General features: G+C 50.6%; 16 protein-coding genes. All 16 read left to right on the top strand.

Annotated features, from left to right (window positions below; all coding sequences use genetic code 11):
* Nucleotides 1-23 precede the first annotated feature (23 nt).
* Nucleotides 24-497 carry a crossover junction endodeoxyribonuclease RuvC gene (ruvC, locus tag FCL45_RS20520; RefSeq protein ID WP_136798721.1) on the top strand — a complete coding sequence of 158 codons (474 nt, stop codon included), beginning with the start codon at nucleotides 24-26 and terminating at the stop codon, nucleotides 495-497.
* Between the two features lie 31 nt (nucleotides 498-528).
* On the top strand, nucleotides 529-1,149 hold the full coding sequence (gene ruvA / locus FCL45_RS20515) for a Holliday junction branch migration protein RuvA (RefSeq protein ID WP_136798722.1): 621 nt from the start codon (nucleotides 529-531) through the stop codon (nucleotides 1,147-1,149).
* Nucleotides 1,146-2,207 (top strand): Holliday junction branch migration DNA helicase RuvB, encoded by a 1,062-nt coding sequence (gene ruvB / locus FCL45_RS20510; protein WP_136798723.1) that lies wholly within the window; start codon nucleotides 1,146-1,148, stop codon nucleotides 2,205-2,207. Before ruvA ends, ruvB begins: the two co-directional genes overlap by 4 nt.
* 78 nt (nucleotides 2,208-2,285) lie before the next feature.
* Entirely contained in the window at nucleotides 2,286-3,122 is an 837-nt protein-coding gene (gene panB, locus FCL45_RS20505; RefSeq protein WP_136798724.1) for a 3-methyl-2-oxobutanoate hydroxymethyltransferase, read from the top strand.
* Nucleotides 3,123-3,689: 567 nt separating this feature from the next.
* Entirely contained in the window at nucleotides 3,690-4,145 is a 456-nt protein-coding gene (mraZ, locus tag FCL45_RS20500) for a division/cell wall cluster transcriptional repressor MraZ (protein WP_136798725.1), read from the top strand.
* Complete coding sequence (rsmH, locus tag FCL45_RS20495; RefSeq protein WP_136798726.1) at nucleotides 4,145-5,047, top strand: 16S rRNA (cytosine(1402)-N(4))-methyltransferase RsmH; 903 nt, start codon at nucleotides 4,145-4,147, stop codon at nucleotides 5,045-5,047. The genes mraZ and rsmH overlap by 1 nt, the downstream gene beginning before the upstream one ends.
* Before the next feature lie 28 nt (nucleotides 5,048-5,075).
* Nucleotides 5,076-5,474 carry a hypothetical protein gene (locus FCL45_RS20490; RefSeq protein ID WP_136798727.1) on the top strand — a complete coding sequence of 133 codons (399 nt, stop codon included), beginning with the start codon at nucleotides 5,076-5,078 and terminating at the stop codon, nucleotides 5,472-5,474.
* 2 nt (nucleotides 5,475-5,476) lie between these two features.
* On the top strand, nucleotides 5,477-7,354 hold the full coding sequence (locus FCL45_RS20485) for a hypothetical protein (RefSeq protein WP_136798728.1): 1,878 nt from the start codon (nucleotides 5,477-5,479) through the stop codon (nucleotides 7,352-7,354).
* Between the two features lie 2 nt (nucleotides 7,355-7,356).
* On the top strand, nucleotides 7,357-10,431 hold the full coding sequence (locus tag FCL45_RS20480; protein WP_136798729.1) for a UDP-N-acetylmuramoyl-L-alanyl-D-glutamate--2,6-diaminopimelate ligase: 3,075 nt from the start codon (nucleotides 7,357-7,359) through the stop codon (nucleotides 10,429-10,431).
* Between the two features lie 79 nt (nucleotides 10,432-10,510).
* Nucleotides 10,511-11,590, top strand: coding sequence for a phospho-N-acetylmuramoyl-pentapeptide-transferase (gene mraY / locus FCL45_RS20475; protein WP_136798730.1), 1,080 nt, complete (start codon nucleotides 10,511-10,513; stop codon nucleotides 11,588-11,590).
* Nucleotides 11,590-13,008 carry a UDP-N-acetylmuramoyl-L-alanine--D-glutamate ligase gene (gene murD, locus FCL45_RS20470; protein ID WP_136798731.1) on the top strand — a complete coding sequence of 473 codons (1,419 nt, stop codon included), beginning with the start codon at nucleotides 11,590-11,592 and terminating at the stop codon, nucleotides 13,006-13,008. Before mraY ends, murD begins: the two co-directional genes overlap by 1 nt.
* Complete coding sequence (gene murG / locus FCL45_RS20465) at nucleotides 12,995-14,173, top strand: undecaprenyldiphospho-muramoylpentapeptide beta-N-acetylglucosaminyltransferase (protein ID WP_136798732.1); 1,179 nt, start codon at nucleotides 12,995-12,997, stop codon at nucleotides 14,171-14,173. Before murD ends, murG begins: the two co-directional genes overlap by 14 nt.
* On the top strand, nucleotides 14,157-15,533 hold the full coding sequence (gene murC, locus FCL45_RS20460; RefSeq protein ID WP_136798733.1) for a UDP-N-acetylmuramate--L-alanine ligase: 1,377 nt from the start codon (nucleotides 14,157-14,159) through the stop codon (nucleotides 15,531-15,533). The genes murG and murC overlap by 17 nt, the downstream gene beginning before the upstream one ends.
* Nucleotides 15,534-15,583: 50 nt before the next feature.
* Nucleotides 15,584-16,621, top strand: coding sequence for a cell division protein FtsQ/DivIB (locus FCL45_RS20455; RefSeq protein WP_136798734.1), 1,038 nt, complete (start codon nucleotides 15,584-15,586; stop codon nucleotides 16,619-16,621).
* 4 nt (nucleotides 16,622-16,625) lie between these two features.
* A complete protein-coding gene (gene ftsA, locus FCL45_RS20450; protein WP_136798735.1) occupies nucleotides 16,626-17,924 on the top strand; it encodes a cell division protein FtsA in 1,299 nt (432 codons plus the stop codon).
* Between the two features lie 113 nt (nucleotides 17,925-18,037).
* On the top strand, nucleotides 18,038-19,285 hold the full coding sequence (gene ftsZ, locus FCL45_RS20445; protein ID WP_136798736.1) for a cell division protein FtsZ: 1,248 nt from the start codon (nucleotides 18,038-18,040) through the stop codon (nucleotides 19,283-19,285).
* The last annotated feature ends 151 nt before the right edge of the window (nucleotides 19,286-19,436 follow it).

Below are 19,436 nucleotides of genomic sequence, written 5' to 3'. Positions count from 1 at the left end.
GTGCCCCATGTCGGTATAAATAGATGGAACGTATTTTAGGTATAGATCCCGGCTCCAGAATTACAGGCTACGGGGTTGTTGATGCCGCCCCGGGCAGACTGCAGTTTGTGGCCTGCGGAACAATTCGTACCAACACCAAGAGATCCCTGGCGTATCGGCTTAATGAGATCTTTGAGGGGATAAATGAGGTTATTCAGCTTCATAACCCTGTAGTAGCTGCGGTTGAAGATGTTTTTCTCTCATCGAACCCCAGTTCCGCCTTAAAGCTTGGCCATGCCCGCGGGGCAGCGGTGGTCGCTGCAATGCAGAACGGCCTGGATTCGAATGATTACAGCGCCCGGGCAGTTAAGCAGGCGGTCGCTGGTTACGGCCAGGCAGACAAGAGTCAGGTGCAGCATATGGTTCGGGTTCTGCTCGGGCTTTCTGCCTCACCAAGCGCCGACGCGGCCGATGCTCTCGCCGTAGCTATCTGTCACTCCAACCAGTTTCGCTTTTAACGGGAGCCGATGCTCCACCAAAGAAAACTCTATGATTGCAACACTTACAGGAACAGTTCAGGCATTGTATTCCGATCGGGCCGTAATAGATGTGGGCGGCATCGGTTACGAGGTCTTTCTGTCCAGCGATGGGGTGTCCCGTTTGCCCGAGAAAGGCGGCAGTGTATTTCTGCACATTCACACCCATGTGCGTGAGGATGCATTTATCCTGTTCGGTTTCCCGAAAGAAGATGAAAAAGAGCTTTTTCTGATTCTGAAAACTGTGTCCGGTATTGGCCCCAAGGTGGCGCTTGCCATGCTCTCCGGCATGCAGGTCGGCGATCTCTGTCAGGCGATCATGGAAAAGGATATAAAGCGGTTGACCACGTTGCAGGGTGTGGGGAAGAAAACCGCCGAACGTCTTTGCGTCGAATTAAAAGACAAACTTGGCCATCTCAGTTCGGCAGCGACGCAGCCGGCAAAAGGTCAGGTTTCTGTTATCAACGGTGGTTCTGTGGTTATGGATGCCATCTCTGCGCTGTGTAATCTTGGCTATAATGACCCGGTGGCGCGGGATGCGCTCACTTCGGTGAAACGGCGGTTGGGTGATGAGGATTTTGCCGCTTTATCGGTTGAAGAGATGATAAGGGAAGGATTGAAGGCATTGGCATGAACTTCGAAGAAGACATTCAGGCAGATGGCAGACTTGTTGATCCTGAACCGATCATTCGTGAAGGCGGCAATGATAACGCCCTGCGACCTAAGAGACTGCAGGAATATATCGGGCAGGAGCAGGCCAGGAAAAGTCTCAATATTTTTATCAAGGCAGCTCTCGGCAGGCGGGAACCGCTTGATCATGTGTTGTTTCACGGTTTTCCGGGGCTTGGCAAAACTACTCTTTCGTATATCATCGCCAATGAGATGGGGTCCGGAATTAAAGTTACTTCAGGCCCGGTAATCGAGAAGCAGGGTGATCTGGCAGCCATTCTCACCAGTCTGCAGGAAGGCGATGTGCTCTTTATCGATGAGATACACCGTCTCAACCACGTGGTGGAAGAGGTGCTGTATCCAGCCATGGAAGATTTTCAGCTGGATCTGATTATCGGCCAGGGGCCAGGTGCCCGCTCCTTGAAGATGGATCTGCCACGCTTCACCCTTATCGGGGCAACCACCCGGACAGGTCTGCTTACGCCGCCTCTGCGGGATCGCTTCGGTGTTATCCTGCGTCTGGAGTTTTATACTCCTGAAGAGTTGGTGGCTATAGTTCAGCGTTCAGCTACGATTCTCGGTATGGTGATAAATGAATCCGGAGCGCTGGAGCTTGGCCGCAGATCGCGGGGGACTCCCCGGATCGCCAATAGACTGCTCAGGCGCGTACGTGATTTTGCCGAGGTTGGCGGTCACAAGGTGGTCGACCGTGAGGTGGCTGACGCTGCGCTGAATATGCTTGGGGTTGACCGCTTTGGGCTTGATGAGATGGATCGTCGTATTATGCTGACCATCATCGATAAATTCCAAGGCGGGCCGATCGGTCTTGAGACCCTGGCAACCGTGGTGTGTGAAGAAAAGAACACCCTGGAAGATGTCTACGAACCTTTTCTGATCCAGTCCGGATTTTTAAAGCGAACTCCACGCGGCAGGGTGGCAACGGTCATGGCTTATGAACATTTTGAAAGGGCTCAGCCACGTACGGGGGCTATGCAGCAGCCTCTTTTTGGCGAGAGTCAGTAGATTGAGATATACTGATTATGTGCTATCAACACCTTTTGGTGGTGAGATTAAATAGAATCATAATTTTTTAAAAAGAGTATGCGAAAAAATATACAAGACTTTCAAGGCATGAAAGAGGCGGGCATAAAAATCTCCATGCTCACCGCTTATGATGCATCCATGTCCAGCCTGCTCAGCGAATGCGGTACTGACATGCTCCTGGTTGGAGATTCACTTGGTATGGTAGTGCTTGGTTATGATTCAACTGTACCGGTTACCATGGAGCAGATGGTGCATCATGCATCCGCTGTTCGCAGGGGGGCGGCCGATATCTTTGTGGTGGGCGATATGCCTTTCGGATCGTATCAGACAGGCAGCCGAGACGCTATTAATAACGGTCTGAAATTCATCAAGGAATCTGACTGCGATGCAGTGAAACTCGAAGGAGGCCAGGAAGTCTGTGAAGTTGTATCGGCTCTGGTCCGCTCCGGAATTTCGGTGATGGGACATCTGGGGCTCACGCCACAGACCGCTTCACAGCTTGGAGGTTACAAGGTTCAGGGCAAGGAATTGCCTGCAGCTGAAAAGATGGTTGCAGATGCCAGAGCTTTGCAGGACGCAGGTGTCTTTGCTATTGTCCTCGAGTGCGTTCCCGAGGAGTTGGCCACCCTGATTTCAAAAGATCTCAAAATCCCGACTATCGGTATCGGCGCCGGCGCAGGGTGTGACGGCCAGGTTCTGGTTATAAACGACATGTTGGGGATGTTCGAAAAATTTACCCCAAAGTTTGTCAAACAGTATGCAAAACTTGCCCCGCTGATGAAGCAGGGGGTGCAGGAGTATCTCGCAGAGGTGAAGAGCGGTACATTTCCAGCAGCCGAGCAGGGCTTCAGTTGCGCAACAGATTATTCCTCCATATTTCGGGAAGAGGAATGAATCAGTTTTGACAGAACCTGGCAAAGTTTTTTAAGCCGCCCGGTATGCCGGTCGGCTTTTTTTGTTTAGTAACAAAAAAATAATCCTTACAGTGGTGCCGGCATCGTCAGTGTTATCTGTCCGGATGAGGGAGTCAGACGTAAGTAATTGCCTGTTGTCGGAAAGAGTCTTTAAAAACAGGCAGGGCAGGTCGTAAGTACCACCTTCAGAGTAGTCCGAAAGTAGTTACCCCACCTTGTACCACCAATTTGATTCCTGCTCCATATCATGTAACAAGGCGTGATCATGTGTTGTAGAGCGAAGTTGTTGTAATTGCAGGGCCTCTGAGGCGCAAGTAAACTATTTATAATTGATGGGAATCGTGCCTTGATACGCCATATATGGGCTGAGAAGTATGGGCCCACAACATGTTGTGTGACATCATGGTATAGGTGTGGTTTCTTAGGTGCCTGATCTTGCGGATATTTTTCCTTGACATGGTTTGCCTTGCTGTTATAAATGAATCAAGGTGGTGTAAAGTGGGTGCGAAGGGTGTAAAGTGGAGCAAAGAGGTTTTGGGAGAGAAAAATTAAGAATCGATTTCGCAGCAGATCGGAGCACACGCTGGACGGCAAGGGAAGATTGAACATCCCCAGCCGCTTTCGTGAAGTGCTCCAGCAGTATGACTCAGACGTGCTGATGATAGCACCCTGGGGCAAGACACATCTGCGTGCGTTCCCAGTTCCTGAATGGGAAGCCTTTGAAAATACACTTATGACTGAAGGCCGAAAGCAAAAAGGCCTCGCCCGCATCATGAGATATGTTGTTGGTAGTGTAGCAGAGTGCGGATTGGACAAACAGGGAAGAGTGCTGGTGCCACCGCATCTTCGTGGCGAAGCGAGCCTGCAGCGTGAGGTCGTTCTGGTAGGAATGCTCAATCACGTTGAGATATGGGATAAAGAGACCTGGGAGGAAGAAAACCAGGCAACAAGTGAGAATTTTGCTGAGTTTGATGAACAATTTGCTGAAATGGGGATTTTCTGATGGTCGAGTCAAAACAGGATATTGAACAGATACATGTATCGGTTCTGCCTAATGAGGTGCTCGGTTATCTGCAGCCAGGACCTGAGGGGACCTATATGGACGGTACCCTGGGGCTTGGCGGGCATACCCGGTTGATTCTCGACGCATCTTCTCCCACGGGAAGGGTAATCGGTTTTGAGTGGGATGAGAATGCAATCAAGCGAAGTCGGGTCCGTCTCGCCGAATATGGAGACAGGCTGACCATAGTACGAAGGAATTTTGCCGAAATAGCAGCAGGTCTTGAAGAAGCGGGAGTTGAGGAACTCGATGGGCTTTTGATAGATATCGGTCTCTCTTCGCTCCAGCTCGAAAAGGGGGAGCGGGGATTCAGTTTTCAGCGTGATGAACCGCTGGATATGCGAATGGATCAGAGGCGTGACGTGACGGCTGCTTCTATCCTGGCAACGGCAAGCGCAGATGAGCTTGCAGACATATTTTTCTACTACGGGGAAGAGCGCCAGGCCAGAAGAATAGCTGCAGAAGTGGTCAGTCATCGCCGTAAGGAAAAAATTACCACTTCAAAAGAATTGGCCTCAGTGGTGGCCAGAGCGATACCCAAACGGTTTCACCCGCAGAAGATCCATGTGGCAACCAAAGTGTTTCAGGCTTTACGGATTGCTGTGAATACCGAGCTTGAAAATCTTGCGAGAATTCTCGATGAGGCTCCGGCATATCTCAAACCGGGTGCTCGTTTTTGTGTGATTTCGTTTCACTCTCTGGAAGACCGGATGGTGAAACGGAAGTTTCGGCAGAATAAGGATCTGGAAATACTTACCTCCAAGCCCATAAGTGCGACACCAAAGGAAATAGACGTTAATCCAAGATCGCGCAGCGCAAGATTGCGTGTGGCTCAAAAAAGGTAGAGAGAACCGCTTACTCAGGAGATAAGAGATGATTATTCATAACTCAGCACAACCATATACGCGCCCGGTGGCGAACATCGGTATTCACCAGACTCTTTCCGGCAAAAAAACGACAGAGTTGCTCGGCTGGTTGAAGCCGACTCAAGGCACAGGTCGTCTTGCCCTGGTGATTTGTCTGGCAACCGTCGCAGTTAATCTTGCCATGGGTGGCTATAGCGGTCATCTTTCGACCGCGACAGCGGAACTCGAAAACCACAGGCATGAACTTATTGACCAGAATATAACCTTGCGGGCAATGCGTGCTTCGATGATGACTCCACTCGCTATTGAGCGTGTGGCAGGTGAAAAACTCGCTTTGCAGAAAGCAGATGCAAATCAGATATTAGTATTTAACAGCAGTAAGCGTCGGTTTGAGACATTGCAGTAAACATGGCAGCAAATCCCGGTCTGCGGCGTAAGCAGAAGAAAAAGCGCAGACTGGTCGTCACTCTCGCAGTGATGGCGCTGATCGGCTCAGTATTCGGTCTGCGAACGATGGATGTTTCTCTGTTCATGAAGAAACTACGGGGGATTGGTGTACCTGTAGCTGAGACGAGTGTCCGGGGGACGATTTACGATCGAAACTACAGGGAACTTGCCGTCTCATTGGCCAGGGTATCTGTCTTTGCCCGTATGCGTGAATTGGAGTCCATTGACAAAACTGTTGAGGAGCTGGCCCCTGTTTTAGGGATGGATGGTGACGAGTTGCGGGAAAAACTGCGCACCGACACCATGCGTACCTGGCTGGCGCGAGACATCAGTGAACAGCAGGAAGAAGCAATTCAGGCGCTGGCGTTGCCCGGAATAAATCTGCATGTAGAGCATTCCAGGTATTATCCTCTCAAAGATGTGACTGCGCATCTTGTCGGTTATGTAGAGGATGACATTGGGTTTTCCGGTGTCGAATACTATTACGACCGGCTGGTGCAGAAGATGCTGGCCCGTGATAATGACGATGGATTCAGAGGAGGAGTGGGGCAACACCTGCTGCTGACCGTCGATCTGAAGATTCAGGAGTTATTCGAAACCATTGCTGTACAGGTAGTCAGGGAGAGGCCGGAAGCAAAGATAGGGTTATACATGATGGATGCCGAGACGGGAGCGATAGTCGCTGCTGTCCAGGAGCCATCTTTCAATCCCAATAAGCACCGGGTCTACTCCCAGCATCAACTGGAGAGTATGCTCACCAGGCCAATGGTGGTGCCGGATACGTTTAAAGCGCTGCTCAAAGAGAGTGCTGCCATCCAGGCGAGTTTTGAGTCGTATGGCCGTTTAAAGCCCTGGAGCATAAGTAAGGATAGTACCAGCCTTGGTGCTGAGTTGAGACTTTGGGAAAAGCTGGGATTTAGCGCAGGTTATCCAGAGGATTTTGGTAATAGCAGTGAAAGGCTGAACAGAAGTGGTGGTATTTTCAAGGTCGCCAACCCCGATGAAAGAAACTTCGGAACTGTACCTGAATTTCTATCACCACTTGAGCTGATGAGTGGTGTGAGCACTCTGTTAAACGGCGGAATTTCAGTTCAGCCATATTTGGTCGAAGCTATTGTATCTGCTGAGGACGGCAGGGAACTGTCGCTGAGGAATCAGCAACAGGAGTCCACGGGGAAAGGACGAAATACCATTGAGCCAAAGGTCTCTGATGAGATCGCAGGAGCTGTTACAGCATTGAGTAAAACCAATGAACTTGGTGGTGCTCTGCTGAGTGATGTCAAAAGGGTGAGCATCAACAGGAATAGCACGTTTGAGTATCTCGACAATGAGCTCTACCTTGCTGCAGTTCCTGCAAAAAGGGCGAGCCTGGTGGTGTTGGTGACGGTGCAGGGCGGTGAAAATGTGGTCGAAGCGCAGGGAGAAGCCGAAAAGCTTGATCTTGAGCAGGCCATAAGCGAATTATTGCCCCGCGTCGCAGTGTTGCAGCAGGTGGGTAAGTCGGTAGCGGATATGGCGGAGCGAGGAGTTGATGCCGGTGGAAACTACCCTGTCCAACTGCGCAAGGAGAGAGAGGTGGTTCGACCGATTCTCGGGGGGGAAGAGGTTGAACAGAGGGCGCAAAGTGTAATGCCTGAGCTGACAGGGTTCAGTCTCAGAAAAAGCTTACGCCTGTTGCAGGGAAAAGATTGTGTCATCCGTGTCCATGGAACAGGGCAGGTGGTAGCGCAGGACCCCGCAGCAGGCACGCCCTTTTCAGAAGCAGAAGAGTGTGTACTGAAACTGCAGCGACAGGAGGATGTACGACTTGAAACACTAGAACAAAAACTGTCGGAATAAAGATGGACGACCGGAAAAATAAAACCGGGAACAAGCTCCCCCCAGGAAGTACAGCAACTCTGCTTGAGTTGTTTGCTGGAATAGACTTCAAGGAAGTCCATTCAGGACAAGAGAGTTGTGCCCAGCGCCTGGTAGGTAAAGTAAGCAGTGATTCCAGGGAGATTGATCAGGATGATCTGTTTATTGCTTTACCCGGTACACGCACAGACGGGCATAGATTTGTTGCAGCGGTAACAGCAAAGAATTGTGCAGCAGTAGTGGTAGAAGAGGGCTCCGAGTGGAACGTAGCAGACGGTTGGCAGGGGATAGTCGTTGAAGTTCCTGATTGCCGTTACGCCTATGCACAGATTGCCGAGAACTATTACGGGCGGCCGGCTGAGAAAGTGAAGCTGATCGGGATCACCGGGACGAACGGCAAAACCACTACCACCTACCTGCTTGAGGATGTGCTGAAAGGACTCGGCTGTAGCGTCGGAGTAATCGGCACCATCAATTATCGCTATCTGGTAGATGACAAACAGGTTGTTTTGCCATCCCCTTTCACCACACCTGAGGCTATGCAGCTTCAGGCATTACTCTTTGAAATGACTGAGGCCGGTGTCGAATATGTGATTATGGAGGTGTCGTCCCACGCGCTCGAACAGCAGCGCATAGGCAATCTCCGCTTCAATATTGCCGGGTTTACCAATCTTTCCAGGGACCATCTCGATTATCACTCGACGATGGAAGAGTACTTTGCTGCCAAAACTCTTCTGTTTTCCAATCATCTCGATCCTGCAGGTTGCGCGATCATTTCAACACCACAGCAGCCCGGTGAAGTTGAGGATTGGTCGGGCAATATGGTTGATTACTGCTGTCAGCATGGTATTCGGTTACGCACCTGTGGCAAGGATGCAAGGGCGGATGTTCGTATTGAAAGCTACCAATCCACCCTGAAAAAAACGGAAATCAATCTGGTCCTCGATGGGCAGCAATTCAGTGTAACGACGCCGCTGGTAGGGCATTTCAATGTAGATAACTATGTCACCGCCCTGGGGCTGGCCCTCGCTCTCGGTATCCAACCGTCACAAGCAATAAAGACACTTTCTGTTTCGATTGGCGCACCTGGCAGGTTGCAAAGGATTAGTGTTGATGACGGAACGTCTGTTGAGCCACCTGTTGTTTTCGTCGATTACGCCCACACCCCGGATGCGCTGAAGCAGGTTCTGGCCACAGTGAAGGCGTTGCCACATAAGGACCTCTTCTGCATCTTCGGCTGTGGCGGCGATCGGGACAACGGCAAGCGCCCTGTTATGGGTGGATTTGCCGGTGAATATGCTGATGTCGCAGTCGTGACAGATGATAACCCACGTACCGAAGATCCGGAATTGATTCGCAGCCAGATCCTGCCCGGCGTGCTTGCCTCTGGCTGTCCTCAAATGGATGAAGAATGGCTCAGGGCAAGAACCGAGGGTGAGCACGGCTTTGTCATGATAGGTAATCGCCGAGAAGCTATTGCCCGGACAATTGCAGCGGCGGGAGCCGGAGATATTGTTCTGATAGCCGGCAAAGGACACGAAAAATATCAGCTCGGCATTAACGGCAAACATTTTTTTGACGATTGTCTTGAAGCTGAAACAGCACTGCTCAGCTGGAATATGGAGTCGGTGATCCAGGCGGTTGAAGGTCGGCTGGTAACATCAACCGACCTGAGTGCAGGTAAACCGGGTTTAGGCAAAGTCTCCACAGACAGCAGATCGATTGAAAACGGAGATATCTTTGTAGCTCTCAGGGGAGAAAATTTTAACGGCCACGACTTTGTCGCCGCTGTCGGAGAAAAAGGCGCGGGTTGTGCGGTTGTCGAAAAAGGTTTTGTGGCTGATCAGCTGCAAGTGCCGCTGATTGAAGTGAGTGATACCCTGGAGGCATTGGGGGCTCTGGCACGACACAGAAGAAGGTTGCTTGCCCGGCACTATCAGCAAAGTGTGGTAGCAATTACGGGGAGTTGCGGAAAGACAACCGTTAAGGAGATGACCGCGGCCATAATGAGGCGAAGATGGCCGGCAGGCCCAGATTACCCAGAGAATGCGGTACTGCAGACCAAGGGAAACCTCAACAACCTGATCGGTCTTCCGCTTTCCTTACTTCCCCTTAGTCCACAGAATCGGGCAGCTGTGCTCGAGATGGGTATGAATGCACCGGATGAAATCCGGACAATGGCCAAAATAGCCGAAGCGGATATTTGCTGTATTACCAACGTTCATCCGGTTCATCTGGAAGGGTTGAAAACCATCGAGGGTGTCGCTGCCGCCAAAGAGGAATTGTTTGAAGAGGCAAAAGCGGATGCAGTGTTGATCATAAATCTCGATGATCCCCATATCGCAAAAATGGCAAAGAGTTACAGCCAGCGCCAGATCAGTTTTTCAACGGATGCCGGGAACAATCCGACAATCCTGGCAACAGACATCCGTATCGGTGCTGATGGCCTCATCAGATTTGCTCTGCAACTCGGGGACGAACAGCAGGAAGTTTGCCTCCATACCGTAGGTTACCATAACGTAGCTAATGCTCTTGCTTCAGCAGCAATAGGAGTGGCAGCAGGTATACGCTTAGTTGATATCGCGGCCGGGCTTGGTGATTTCAGACCAGCAGACCGGCGCATGGTGCAGTTGAAGACCAAAAGCGGCGTAGGTGTATTAAACGATACTTATAACGCCAACCCCGCATCAATGGTTGTCGCTTTGAAAACACTCAAAGAGATGACTTCCGGTCGTTGCGTCGCAGTGTTGGGTGATATGCTGGAGCTTGGCGAAGGGGCGAGCGAGGCTCATCGCCAGTTAGGCCGTGTCGTGGCGGAACTTGATGTGAACTATCTGGCGGTGGTTGGAGAATTCGGTGGTGACGTTGTCTCAGCAGCTCGAGCTGCTGGTATGGCCGCTGACGCTGTGATCTGGTTCGACGATAAGGATAACGTTCCGGAATGGATTGAAAAGTTAGAAGATGATGGAAAAGTCACCAAAGGTGACTGGATTCTGGTAAAGGCGTCCCGTGGATTACGGATGGAGACAATAGTTGCCAGGTTGACAGGAAAGGGTTGAGTAATGATGTCATGCAAGGTAGAAAACCAACTCGATAACCCCCTTTTAAACCCGCAACAAAATTAGCCGAGATTGAACAATGCTGTATCACTTACTCTATCCACTGCACACTGAATTTATCGGATTCAATGTATTCCGATATATAACCTTTCGCTCTATCGGGGTGGCGGTTACCGCTTTTCTGATAATGATCATCTTTGGTCCTGCTTTTATTCGCATGATCAAGCGCAAACAGATTGGCCAGGTAGTACGAGATGATGGCCCGGAAACCCATCTTGCCAAGCAGGGGGTGCCAACCATGGGTGGCTTGTTAATACTTGCCTCGATAACGCTGTCGACCCTGTTCTGGGCGCGGCTTGATAATCCATTGGTCTGGTTGCTGCTTTTTATCACAGTATTTTTCGGCATGATCGGAGCCTTTGATGACTACAAGAAGGTGAGCAAGAAGAACACAGCCGGTCTCAGTGCCAGGGCTAAGCTCCTCCTGCAGATACTCGGGGCCGCGGTTGTCGGGCTCTTTATCTTTTTTCACCCCGGTTATGATGGGCAGTTGAGTTTACCATTTTTGAAAGATGTTAATCCTGATTTAGGCTGGTTTTACATCGTTTTTGCGATCCTGGTCATTGTCGGTTCATCCAACGCTGTAAATCTGACTGATGGCCTCGATGGCCTTGCCGTCGGGCCTACTGTGGTATCTTCGGCTGTCTATCTGGTGTTCTGCTATCTGGCGGGGCATGCGGTCCTGGCTGATTATCTGCAAATCCCGCATGTCCAGGGCAGCGGCGAACTGGCGATTTTCTGCGGTGCGATATTTGGGGCCTGTCTCGGATTTTTATGGTTCAACGCGTACCCTGCGCAGATATTTATGGGGGACACCGGTTCACTGGCCTTAGGTGGTGCGCTGGGTTCTGTGGCGATAATAATCAAACAGGAATTTCTGTTGGCCATAGTCGGTGGAATCTTCGTGATGGAAGCACTGTCCGTGATCATGCAGGTTGGCTATTTCAAGATGACCAACGGCAAGCGTATCTTTTTGATGGCACCGTTTCACCACCATTTTGAGAAAAAAGGCTGGCATGAGCCCAAGGTGGTAGTTCGTTTCTGGATTGTCTCAATTATTCTCGGCCTCTTTGCCATAGCAACCCTGAAACTGCGCTGATGCATGAAGAACTGAAAATAAAGCCGGGAATGAAGGTCGGCGTTATCGGGCTGGGAGTAACTGGTCGGGCCATGGTGCGCTATTGTCTCGGCCTCGGAGCAGAGTTGTTTGTATCAGATAACCGTTCGGCAGAACAGCTTGTTGCCGATGAGGCTGAGTTGCTGGAAAACAGCCGGCTGCAATGGGAAGCAGGAGGCCATACTCTGGAATTCCTGCAGCAGGCGGATATGGTGGTTGCAAGTCCAGGTATCCCCCAGGACCATAATGTGATTCTCGGTCTCACCAGGCTTGGCATTCCTGTGGTTGGTGAACTGGCAGTGGCCGCGCCATCGCTTTCCATGAAAGTGGTAGCTGTAACCGGCACCAATGGCAAAACTACTGTGACAGCCTTGATCGGCGAAATTCTGGCACAGGCAGGCATAAATGTCTTTGTCGGCGGGAATATAGGTACCCCCCTGGTGCAGTATCTGCACGAGGGAGGCAATGCTGAGGTGATGGTTCTTGAGCTATCAAGCTTTCAGTTGCTGATGGCTGGAACCTTTGCGCCCCAGGTGGCAGTATTGCTCAATATCACCCCGGATCATATCGATCGTCACGGCAGCCTCGAGGAATATGCGGCGGCCAAGATGAGAGTATTTGCAAACCAGAAAGCGGCAGATACGGCCATTATCAATGGCGACGATCCGCTCTGTGTGCAGCTTGCAGATAAGATTACCAGCAATTGTCTGAAGTTTGGGACAAGTGGTGATCAGAAGCAATACGCCGCACAGATCAAGGGCAATGAAATCTGGTTGTCAGGGGCTGAAAACAAAGAGTGTTACGACCTGGCAGGAACAGTGCTTGCCAATAAGATCGGGGCCCAGAACGCGGCTGCGGCGATTTTGGCCGTCAAGATCCTGGGGCTTACACATGATCAAATTATGGCAGGCTTGAGATCCTTTACCCCAGCTCCCCATCGTTTGCAGCAGGTCACTGAACACCGTGGCGTGCTCTATGTCGATGACTCGAAAGCGACCAATACCGGAGCGGCCATCGCAGCTCTTGAGCAGCTCTCCGGCAAAGCTGTTTTAATCGCAGGCGGTCGGGAAAAGGGTGAAGACTACAGCATGCTGAAAGCGGCGATCCGCGATAAGGCCAAAGATGTTGTGTTGATCGGTGAAGCTGCTGAAAAGATGAAGACTTCTTTCAATGGCGCTGTGCCGCTGCATATGGCCACAACCATGGCGGATGCTGTGCGCAAGGCAACTCAGCTGGCCAAGGCCGGCGATACCGTATTGCTTTCCCCGGCATGTGCGAGTTTTGACATGTTCAACAGCTATGGTCATCGCGGGCAGGTTTTCAGTGAAGAAGTTCTTCGGCTAGTGGCTGAACAGTCGGCGGAAAAAATGCCTGATGGGGGCGAAAATGACGCCAACTAAACCCATTCGAATGCTGATTACCGGTGGAGGCACCGGAGGACATCTCTTCCCGGCAGTGGCAGCAGCACAGGCTCTTACAAGAAGAGAGCCGGAGAGCGAGGTGCTTTTTATCGGCACCCGCAGAAAAATTGATACCACAAGTCTCGAAAAATACGGATTTGCCAGCTCTTCGATCTACAGCTATGGGCTGAAAGGGAAAACAATCCCTGCCTTGCTGAAAGCCCTGGCAGTGTTACCAATATCGTTTTTCCAGGCGTTGTCGCATATCCGTCGTTTTAAGCCGGATGTTGCCCTGGGAGTCGGGGGTTATGTCACCGGCCCTGTGATGCTTGCAGCTCGGATCGCTGGTGTGCCGACCATTGTGCACGAGCAGAATTCTGTGCCGGGGATGGCGAATAGAAAGCTTGGCGCAATTGTAGAAAAAGTGTGTATTTCACTGCCGGGAAGTGAACGATTTTTTCCGTCGGAAAAAGTTGTGTTCACAGGTAACCCTGTGCGGCAGGATATCCTGGCACTTGCAGGCGAAAACAAGGATACGGATGAACCCAAGCCGTTCACATTGCTGGTGCTCGGCGGCAGCCAGGGAGCCCAGGCTTTGAACAAGCTTGTAACCGGAGCGATCTGCAGCGCAAATAATAAAGCATTCGGGCAGTTTCGGGTGATTCACCAGACAGGTGCCAGGGATTGTGATTGGGTGCAAAAGAGCTATGAGCAGGCCGGAGTTGATGCCCAGGTGTCAGCGTTTTTTGAGGACATGAAAGCTGTCTATGAGCAGGCAGATTTTCTCGTGTCGCGTTCGGGAGCCACTACTTTGACAGAACTTGCTGTGCTCGGTAAGCCTGCACTTCTGGTACCTTATCCCCATGCGGCTGATGATCATCAACAGAAAAATGCGGAGCACTATGCACAGGGCGGTGGAGCTTTTGTCTGTCGTGAAAGTGAGCTCACTGTGGAAAGTGTGCGGGATACGCTCAAAGAGATGGCAGGAGATGTGGCAAAATTAGCCGAAATGGGCAAGGCGATGAAGCGTCTCGGAGCACCGGAAGCTGCCGATAAGATCGTGGATGTCTGTTTGGCTTCTGTTGCAGATGCCGACAGAACCCGGGGAAAAGGGATAACTGAAAAAATTAACCCGGGAAGGGTGGAGAATGTACCGAAAAAATAAACATATACATTTTGTCGGCATTGGCGGCATAGGCATGAGTGGTATCGCAGAGCTGCTCCTGAATCTCGGTTACACCGTATCAGGATCAGATCTTTACTGTTCAACGATCACAGATCGGTTGGCTACCTTCGGCGGCATAATTTTTAAGGGTCATCAGGGTGGCAACATAGAGGGCGCTGATGTTGTGGTGACTTCTTCTGCAATTTCCGCAGAGAACCCGGAAGTGCTTGAGGCAAGAAAACAGCACATACCAGTGATTCAGCGTGCTGAGATGCTTGCCGAACTGATGCGATTGAAAAAGTTCGGCATTGCGATTGCCGGGAGTCATGGCAAAACATCGACTACCTCCATGGTGAGCTGGATGATGGCTCAGGCTAATCTTGATCCAACTATTGTGGTTGGCGGCAAGGTAGATGCCTTAGGCGGCAACGCCAAACTGGGCAAGGGGGAGTTCCTGGTCGCTGAAGCAGATGAGAGCGACGGTTCATTTCTGAAGCTGTCGCCGGTGCTTGAGGTGGTAACAAATATCGATCTGGAACATCTCGATTATTACGAGAACCTTGACCAGATCAAACAGGCATTTCTGGATTTCATCGATAAAATACCGTTTTACGGAGCGGCTATTCTCTGTCTTGACGATGAAAACATTGCGGAATTGCTGCCAACGATAGGGAAACGCATCATCACATACGGTCTGAATTCCCAGGCAGACGTATATGCCGAAAATGTTCATTTCAAAGATGGGCGTGTTCATTTCACGGTAAGTGATCAGAGCGGTATGCTAGGCGAGGTCAACCTCGCTCCACCGGGTAAGCACAATGTCTATAATGCATTGGCGGCAATCTGTGTTGGCCTGGAGCTTGAGATACCATTTGGTACCATTGCTGAAGCACTGACCAGCTATGCAGGTGTGCAGCGAAGGATGCAGAAAAAAGGTGAAGTCAAGGGCATCACGGTTGTTGATGATTATGGACACCACCCAACTGAAATCAGGGCCACGTTGTCTGCGATCAAGGCGGCATGGCCGGAAAAACGCCTGGTGGTGCTCTTTCAGCCACATCGTTACAGCAGGACCAAGGCGCTGTTCAAAGATTTTACCACCGCCTTTCACCAGGCCGATGTGCTTGTGCTTACCGATATTTACGCTGCAAGCGAGCAGCCCATAGAAGGTGTAAGCGGTGAGTCGCTTTTAGCAGAGATTGAGCGGCATGGCCAGCGACACACACGGTTCATCCCTTCGGTGGAGAATATGGCTGAAAGCATCATGGGTGATATCGGTGAGGAAGACCTGGTGTTGACGCTGGGTGCTGGAAATATTGTGCGGGTGGGCGAACAATTGCTCGAGCTGCTCAAGAAATAACAGGGATGGAGAAAGCAATATACTACTGATCCGGAGGTGCGACCCTGAAGTTGAAGTTGCTTCAAATACGGAGAAAACTCAATGAGTTCTCCGATTTTCTAAGGCAGTGTAAGCGTGAATTACTGTCGAGGAAAAAAGGACAGACCGCAAGTAACAGCGATCTGCGAGGCTATAAATTCGCCTCCACGCCCGAGATCAAAGCCAAAAGTAAAAAGCAATTATGGCAGATAGTTAGCAAAAAGTTTCGAAAAAAACGGGTGCATGTAAATAACAGGTACACCCAGGGCGGTACCTTGGCAGATTCCAGGAAAGTGTGGTTGGCGCCTGCAGCAGTTTTGCTGGTGGTTTCCAGCCTTTTCCTCGCTCTCGGTGGGCCCGGTTGGGTGGGGATGTTGCTGGCGGATCTATCTTTTTTCAAGGTACGCAATATACAGTATTCGGGTTGCAGGGTTGTTCCGGAAGAAGAGATCCGACAGCTATCCGGCATAACCCTGTACCAGACCAGTCTGCTGGGCCTGGACCAGGCCAGGGTGGTCAACAACATCGGCAAGCATCCCTGGGTGAGTCAGGTCAGTATAAAACGAAACTGGCCGACTGATATCGCCATTTCGGTCAAAGAGTACACACCGGTTGCCTTGATGAATGTGGTCACCAGCGGCAAACCACAGCTCTATTATGTCGACCGGTACGGATTGCCGTTTTTGCGGGTTTCAGCTGAGGATGATGTTGATTTTCCCGTTATCACCGGCCTGGATCGCGTAAACGATGAGCAGGAGAAGAAAGCGATTTTCAGTGATGTTTATGATTTCATCCGGGTAGTGAGCCAGAATAATCCGAATCTTCCGGCCCAGTCGGTATCGGAGATACATATAAATGAGAGAGGCGAGCTGGTTGTTTATCTGGTCGATTACAAGTTCCCTATCTTTTTTGGCAGGGGTGAAATTAGACAAAAGTATTCTCGTTTGTTGAGAGTGCTTGATTCGTTGTACAGAGGACGGGGAAAAGGAGTTTTACTCTCAGGTGTGGAGTATATCCGAATGGACTATTACAACGGTAAAGTGTTGGTTGCACAGAGTGAGTCGAGTTGACGAAATGAGAGAAAACAAAGAACTTGAGTCGGTCGTACACGAACCGGTAGACGAAATCGAGCCGGTAGATGAACAACTTGAACCGGTTGAGAGGGAGTTTGGTGATATCATTGTCGGTCTTGATATCGGTACCACCAAAATCTGTTGTATTGTCGGTGAGGTCTTTCCGGGCAGGGTTGACGTAATCGGCACCGGCACAGTACCGTCAAACGGTCTCAGGAAAGGTGTAGTCGTCAATATCGAGTCAACCGTGAACTCCATAAAGGAGGCGGTGCGCCTGGCGGAAGAGTCGGCTGGATGCAATCTTCGTTCGAGTTATGTCTATGTCGGCATCGCAGGCAATCACATTAAAGGTTTTAATAGTCCGGGTATTGTGGCGGTAAATAATAGGGAGATCAAAAAGTCGGATATTGACGATGTGATCAATGCCGCCAGGACTGTGAAAATTTCCGAGAACCAGCGCGTTATTCATGTAATGCCACAGGAGTACATGGTTGATGATCATACCGGCATTCAGAACCCTCTGGGGATGACCGGTGTAAGGCTGGTAACAAATGTACATATCGTCACCGCGGATATCGGAGCAGTACACAATCTGGTGACCTGCTGCAACAAGGCAAATCTTGAAGTTGCCGAGCTGGTACTGGAGTCTATAGCTTCAGCCCATGCGGTCCTCAGCCCTGATGAGATGGAACTAGGGGTAGCGCTGGTTGATATTGGTGGCGGCACTACAGATGTAGCGGTTTTTTGTGAAGGTACCATCCGTCATACCTGTGAGATTGGTCTCGGTGGACACAACCTTACCAACGATCTCTCTGTGGGGCTCAGGACTCCCCTGCAGGAGGCGGAGCGCTTGAAGGAAGATTATGGTGGGGCTATCTCATCAATTATCAAGCCGAATCTCGTGGTGGACGTACCAACTGTCGGAGACAGACAGCCCCGAAAGGTTACCCAGAAGGTGCTGGTTGACATTCTCGAGGCCAGGACCATTGAAATTCTTGAAATGATTGATCGGGAGCTTGTTGCCAGTGGCCAGAAAAATAAGATAAATGGCGGTATCGTCATCACTGGCGGAACCGCGCTGCTGGCAAATATTATCGATTTAGCAGAACAAATTTTTGATTTGCCTGTCCGTATAGGATATCCGTCAGGTGTTTGTGGTAAATTGGACGAGATTCACTCGCCACGTTGTACTACCGCGACCGGCCTGGTGCTATTTGGCAGGAACAAAAATAGCGAAATTCAGAACAGGGAACCATCGGCTCTGGACAAGCTGAAAGGCTGGGTCAAAAAAATCATGTGACTGTAATTTTTTGTTTATTGGAACGGGTGTAAGTGCTATATTATGCACTATTTGAATGTTATGGTTGTCGCATTACCCAAGCGATAATCTAATTGAGTAGCAGGGGGAACCGTATGCCGTTCAGAATGGCAGAAGTAGAAGGTGTAGCAGTCGTAAAAGTAATCGGTGTCGGCGGTGGTGGCGGCAATGCGATCAACACCATGGTTACCAATCGACTGCAGGGTGTGGATTTTATCGCAGCCAATACCGACAAGCAGGCCCTTATGCAATCAAAGGCTGATGTCTGCTTGCAGCTTGGCCCAAGTGTTACCAAAGGGCTGGGAGCCGGCGCCACGCCGGAGACCGGAGAGCAGGCTGCCTTGGAATCCCTTGAGGATATTAAGGAATCGCTGAAGGGTGCCGACATGGTTTTTGTCACGGCAGGATTGGGTGGTGGTACCGGTACCGGTGCAGCCCCGGTTGTGGCAAAAGTCTCAAAAGAGCTTGGTGCGCTTACTGTTGCAGTGGTGACCAAACCATTCAACTTCGAAGGCAAGTTCCGCTCGAAGAATGCCGACCTGGGTTGGGATGAACTGCAGAAGTATGTCGACACCATTATAACCGTGCCCAATGACCGTTTGTTGTCGTTGATGCAGAAAAACAGCAAACTTTCGGATATGTTGAGCATGGCCGATGATGTGCTGCTGCAGGCGGTGAAAGGTATAACCGACCTGATCAATGTGCCGGGGCTTATCAACGCCGACTTTGCCGATCTCAGAACCGTAATGAAAGAAGTTGGTCCGGCGGTTATGGGGTCAGGCGCTGCGGTTGGAGAGCATCGTGCGGTTGAAGCGGCACGCAAAGCTATCGACAATCAGCTGTTGGAAGATTTTGGTATCGATGGTGCCCGTGGCCTGCTTATCAATATCTCCGCTTCCGAAGAGACCTTTTCCATGTCTGAATTTATGGAGGCTTCACAACTTATCCAGGAACGTGTGGATGAAGATGCCAAGGTTGTAATCGGTGCACTTTATGATGACTCTTTAGATGATGAACTCCACGTTACTGTAATTGCCACCGGTGTGGGTGATATTACCGGCAAGAAAGAAGCTATCGCCAAGGTAAATGAACTGCACGTAAAGAGAGCTGACAGGGAGCATATATCAGCCGGAGAAATGGATACGGTCAATTCATCAGCTAAACCTGCAGCACCAAATAGACATAATCCAAGAGTGACGAGGTTGCCGGGTTCAAATTTCGAGACCTCTGACCCCTTTGGGGTGCATAAATCCAGTGATGCTGAAGCCAAGCGGGATATTCCTTCCTGGCAGAACGAGGATCAGCTGGAGACACCGGCGTACTTACGCAAAAAAGCCAATTAGTTTTGAGGGCATACGTATCAGGAAGCAGTATAAGAAAGCACAGGGGTATTCGAATAAACGAGATGCCAGGCTGACCCTGGAAAAAGGCAGTTACCTGAAAAAATGGACAGGGCGATTGCCTGTTGCCCTGTTGTATCCAAACACTTACGAA

It is taken from the genome of Desulfosediminicola ganghwensis (assembly GCF_005116675.2).
GTDB classification, from domain to species: Bacteria; Desulfobacterota; Desulfobulbia; order Desulfobulbales; family Desulfocapsaceae; genus Desulfopila; species Desulfopila ganghwensis.
Note: the sequence above shows the minus strand (reverse complement) of the source record. Positions and strands in the feature narration are given on the sequence as shown.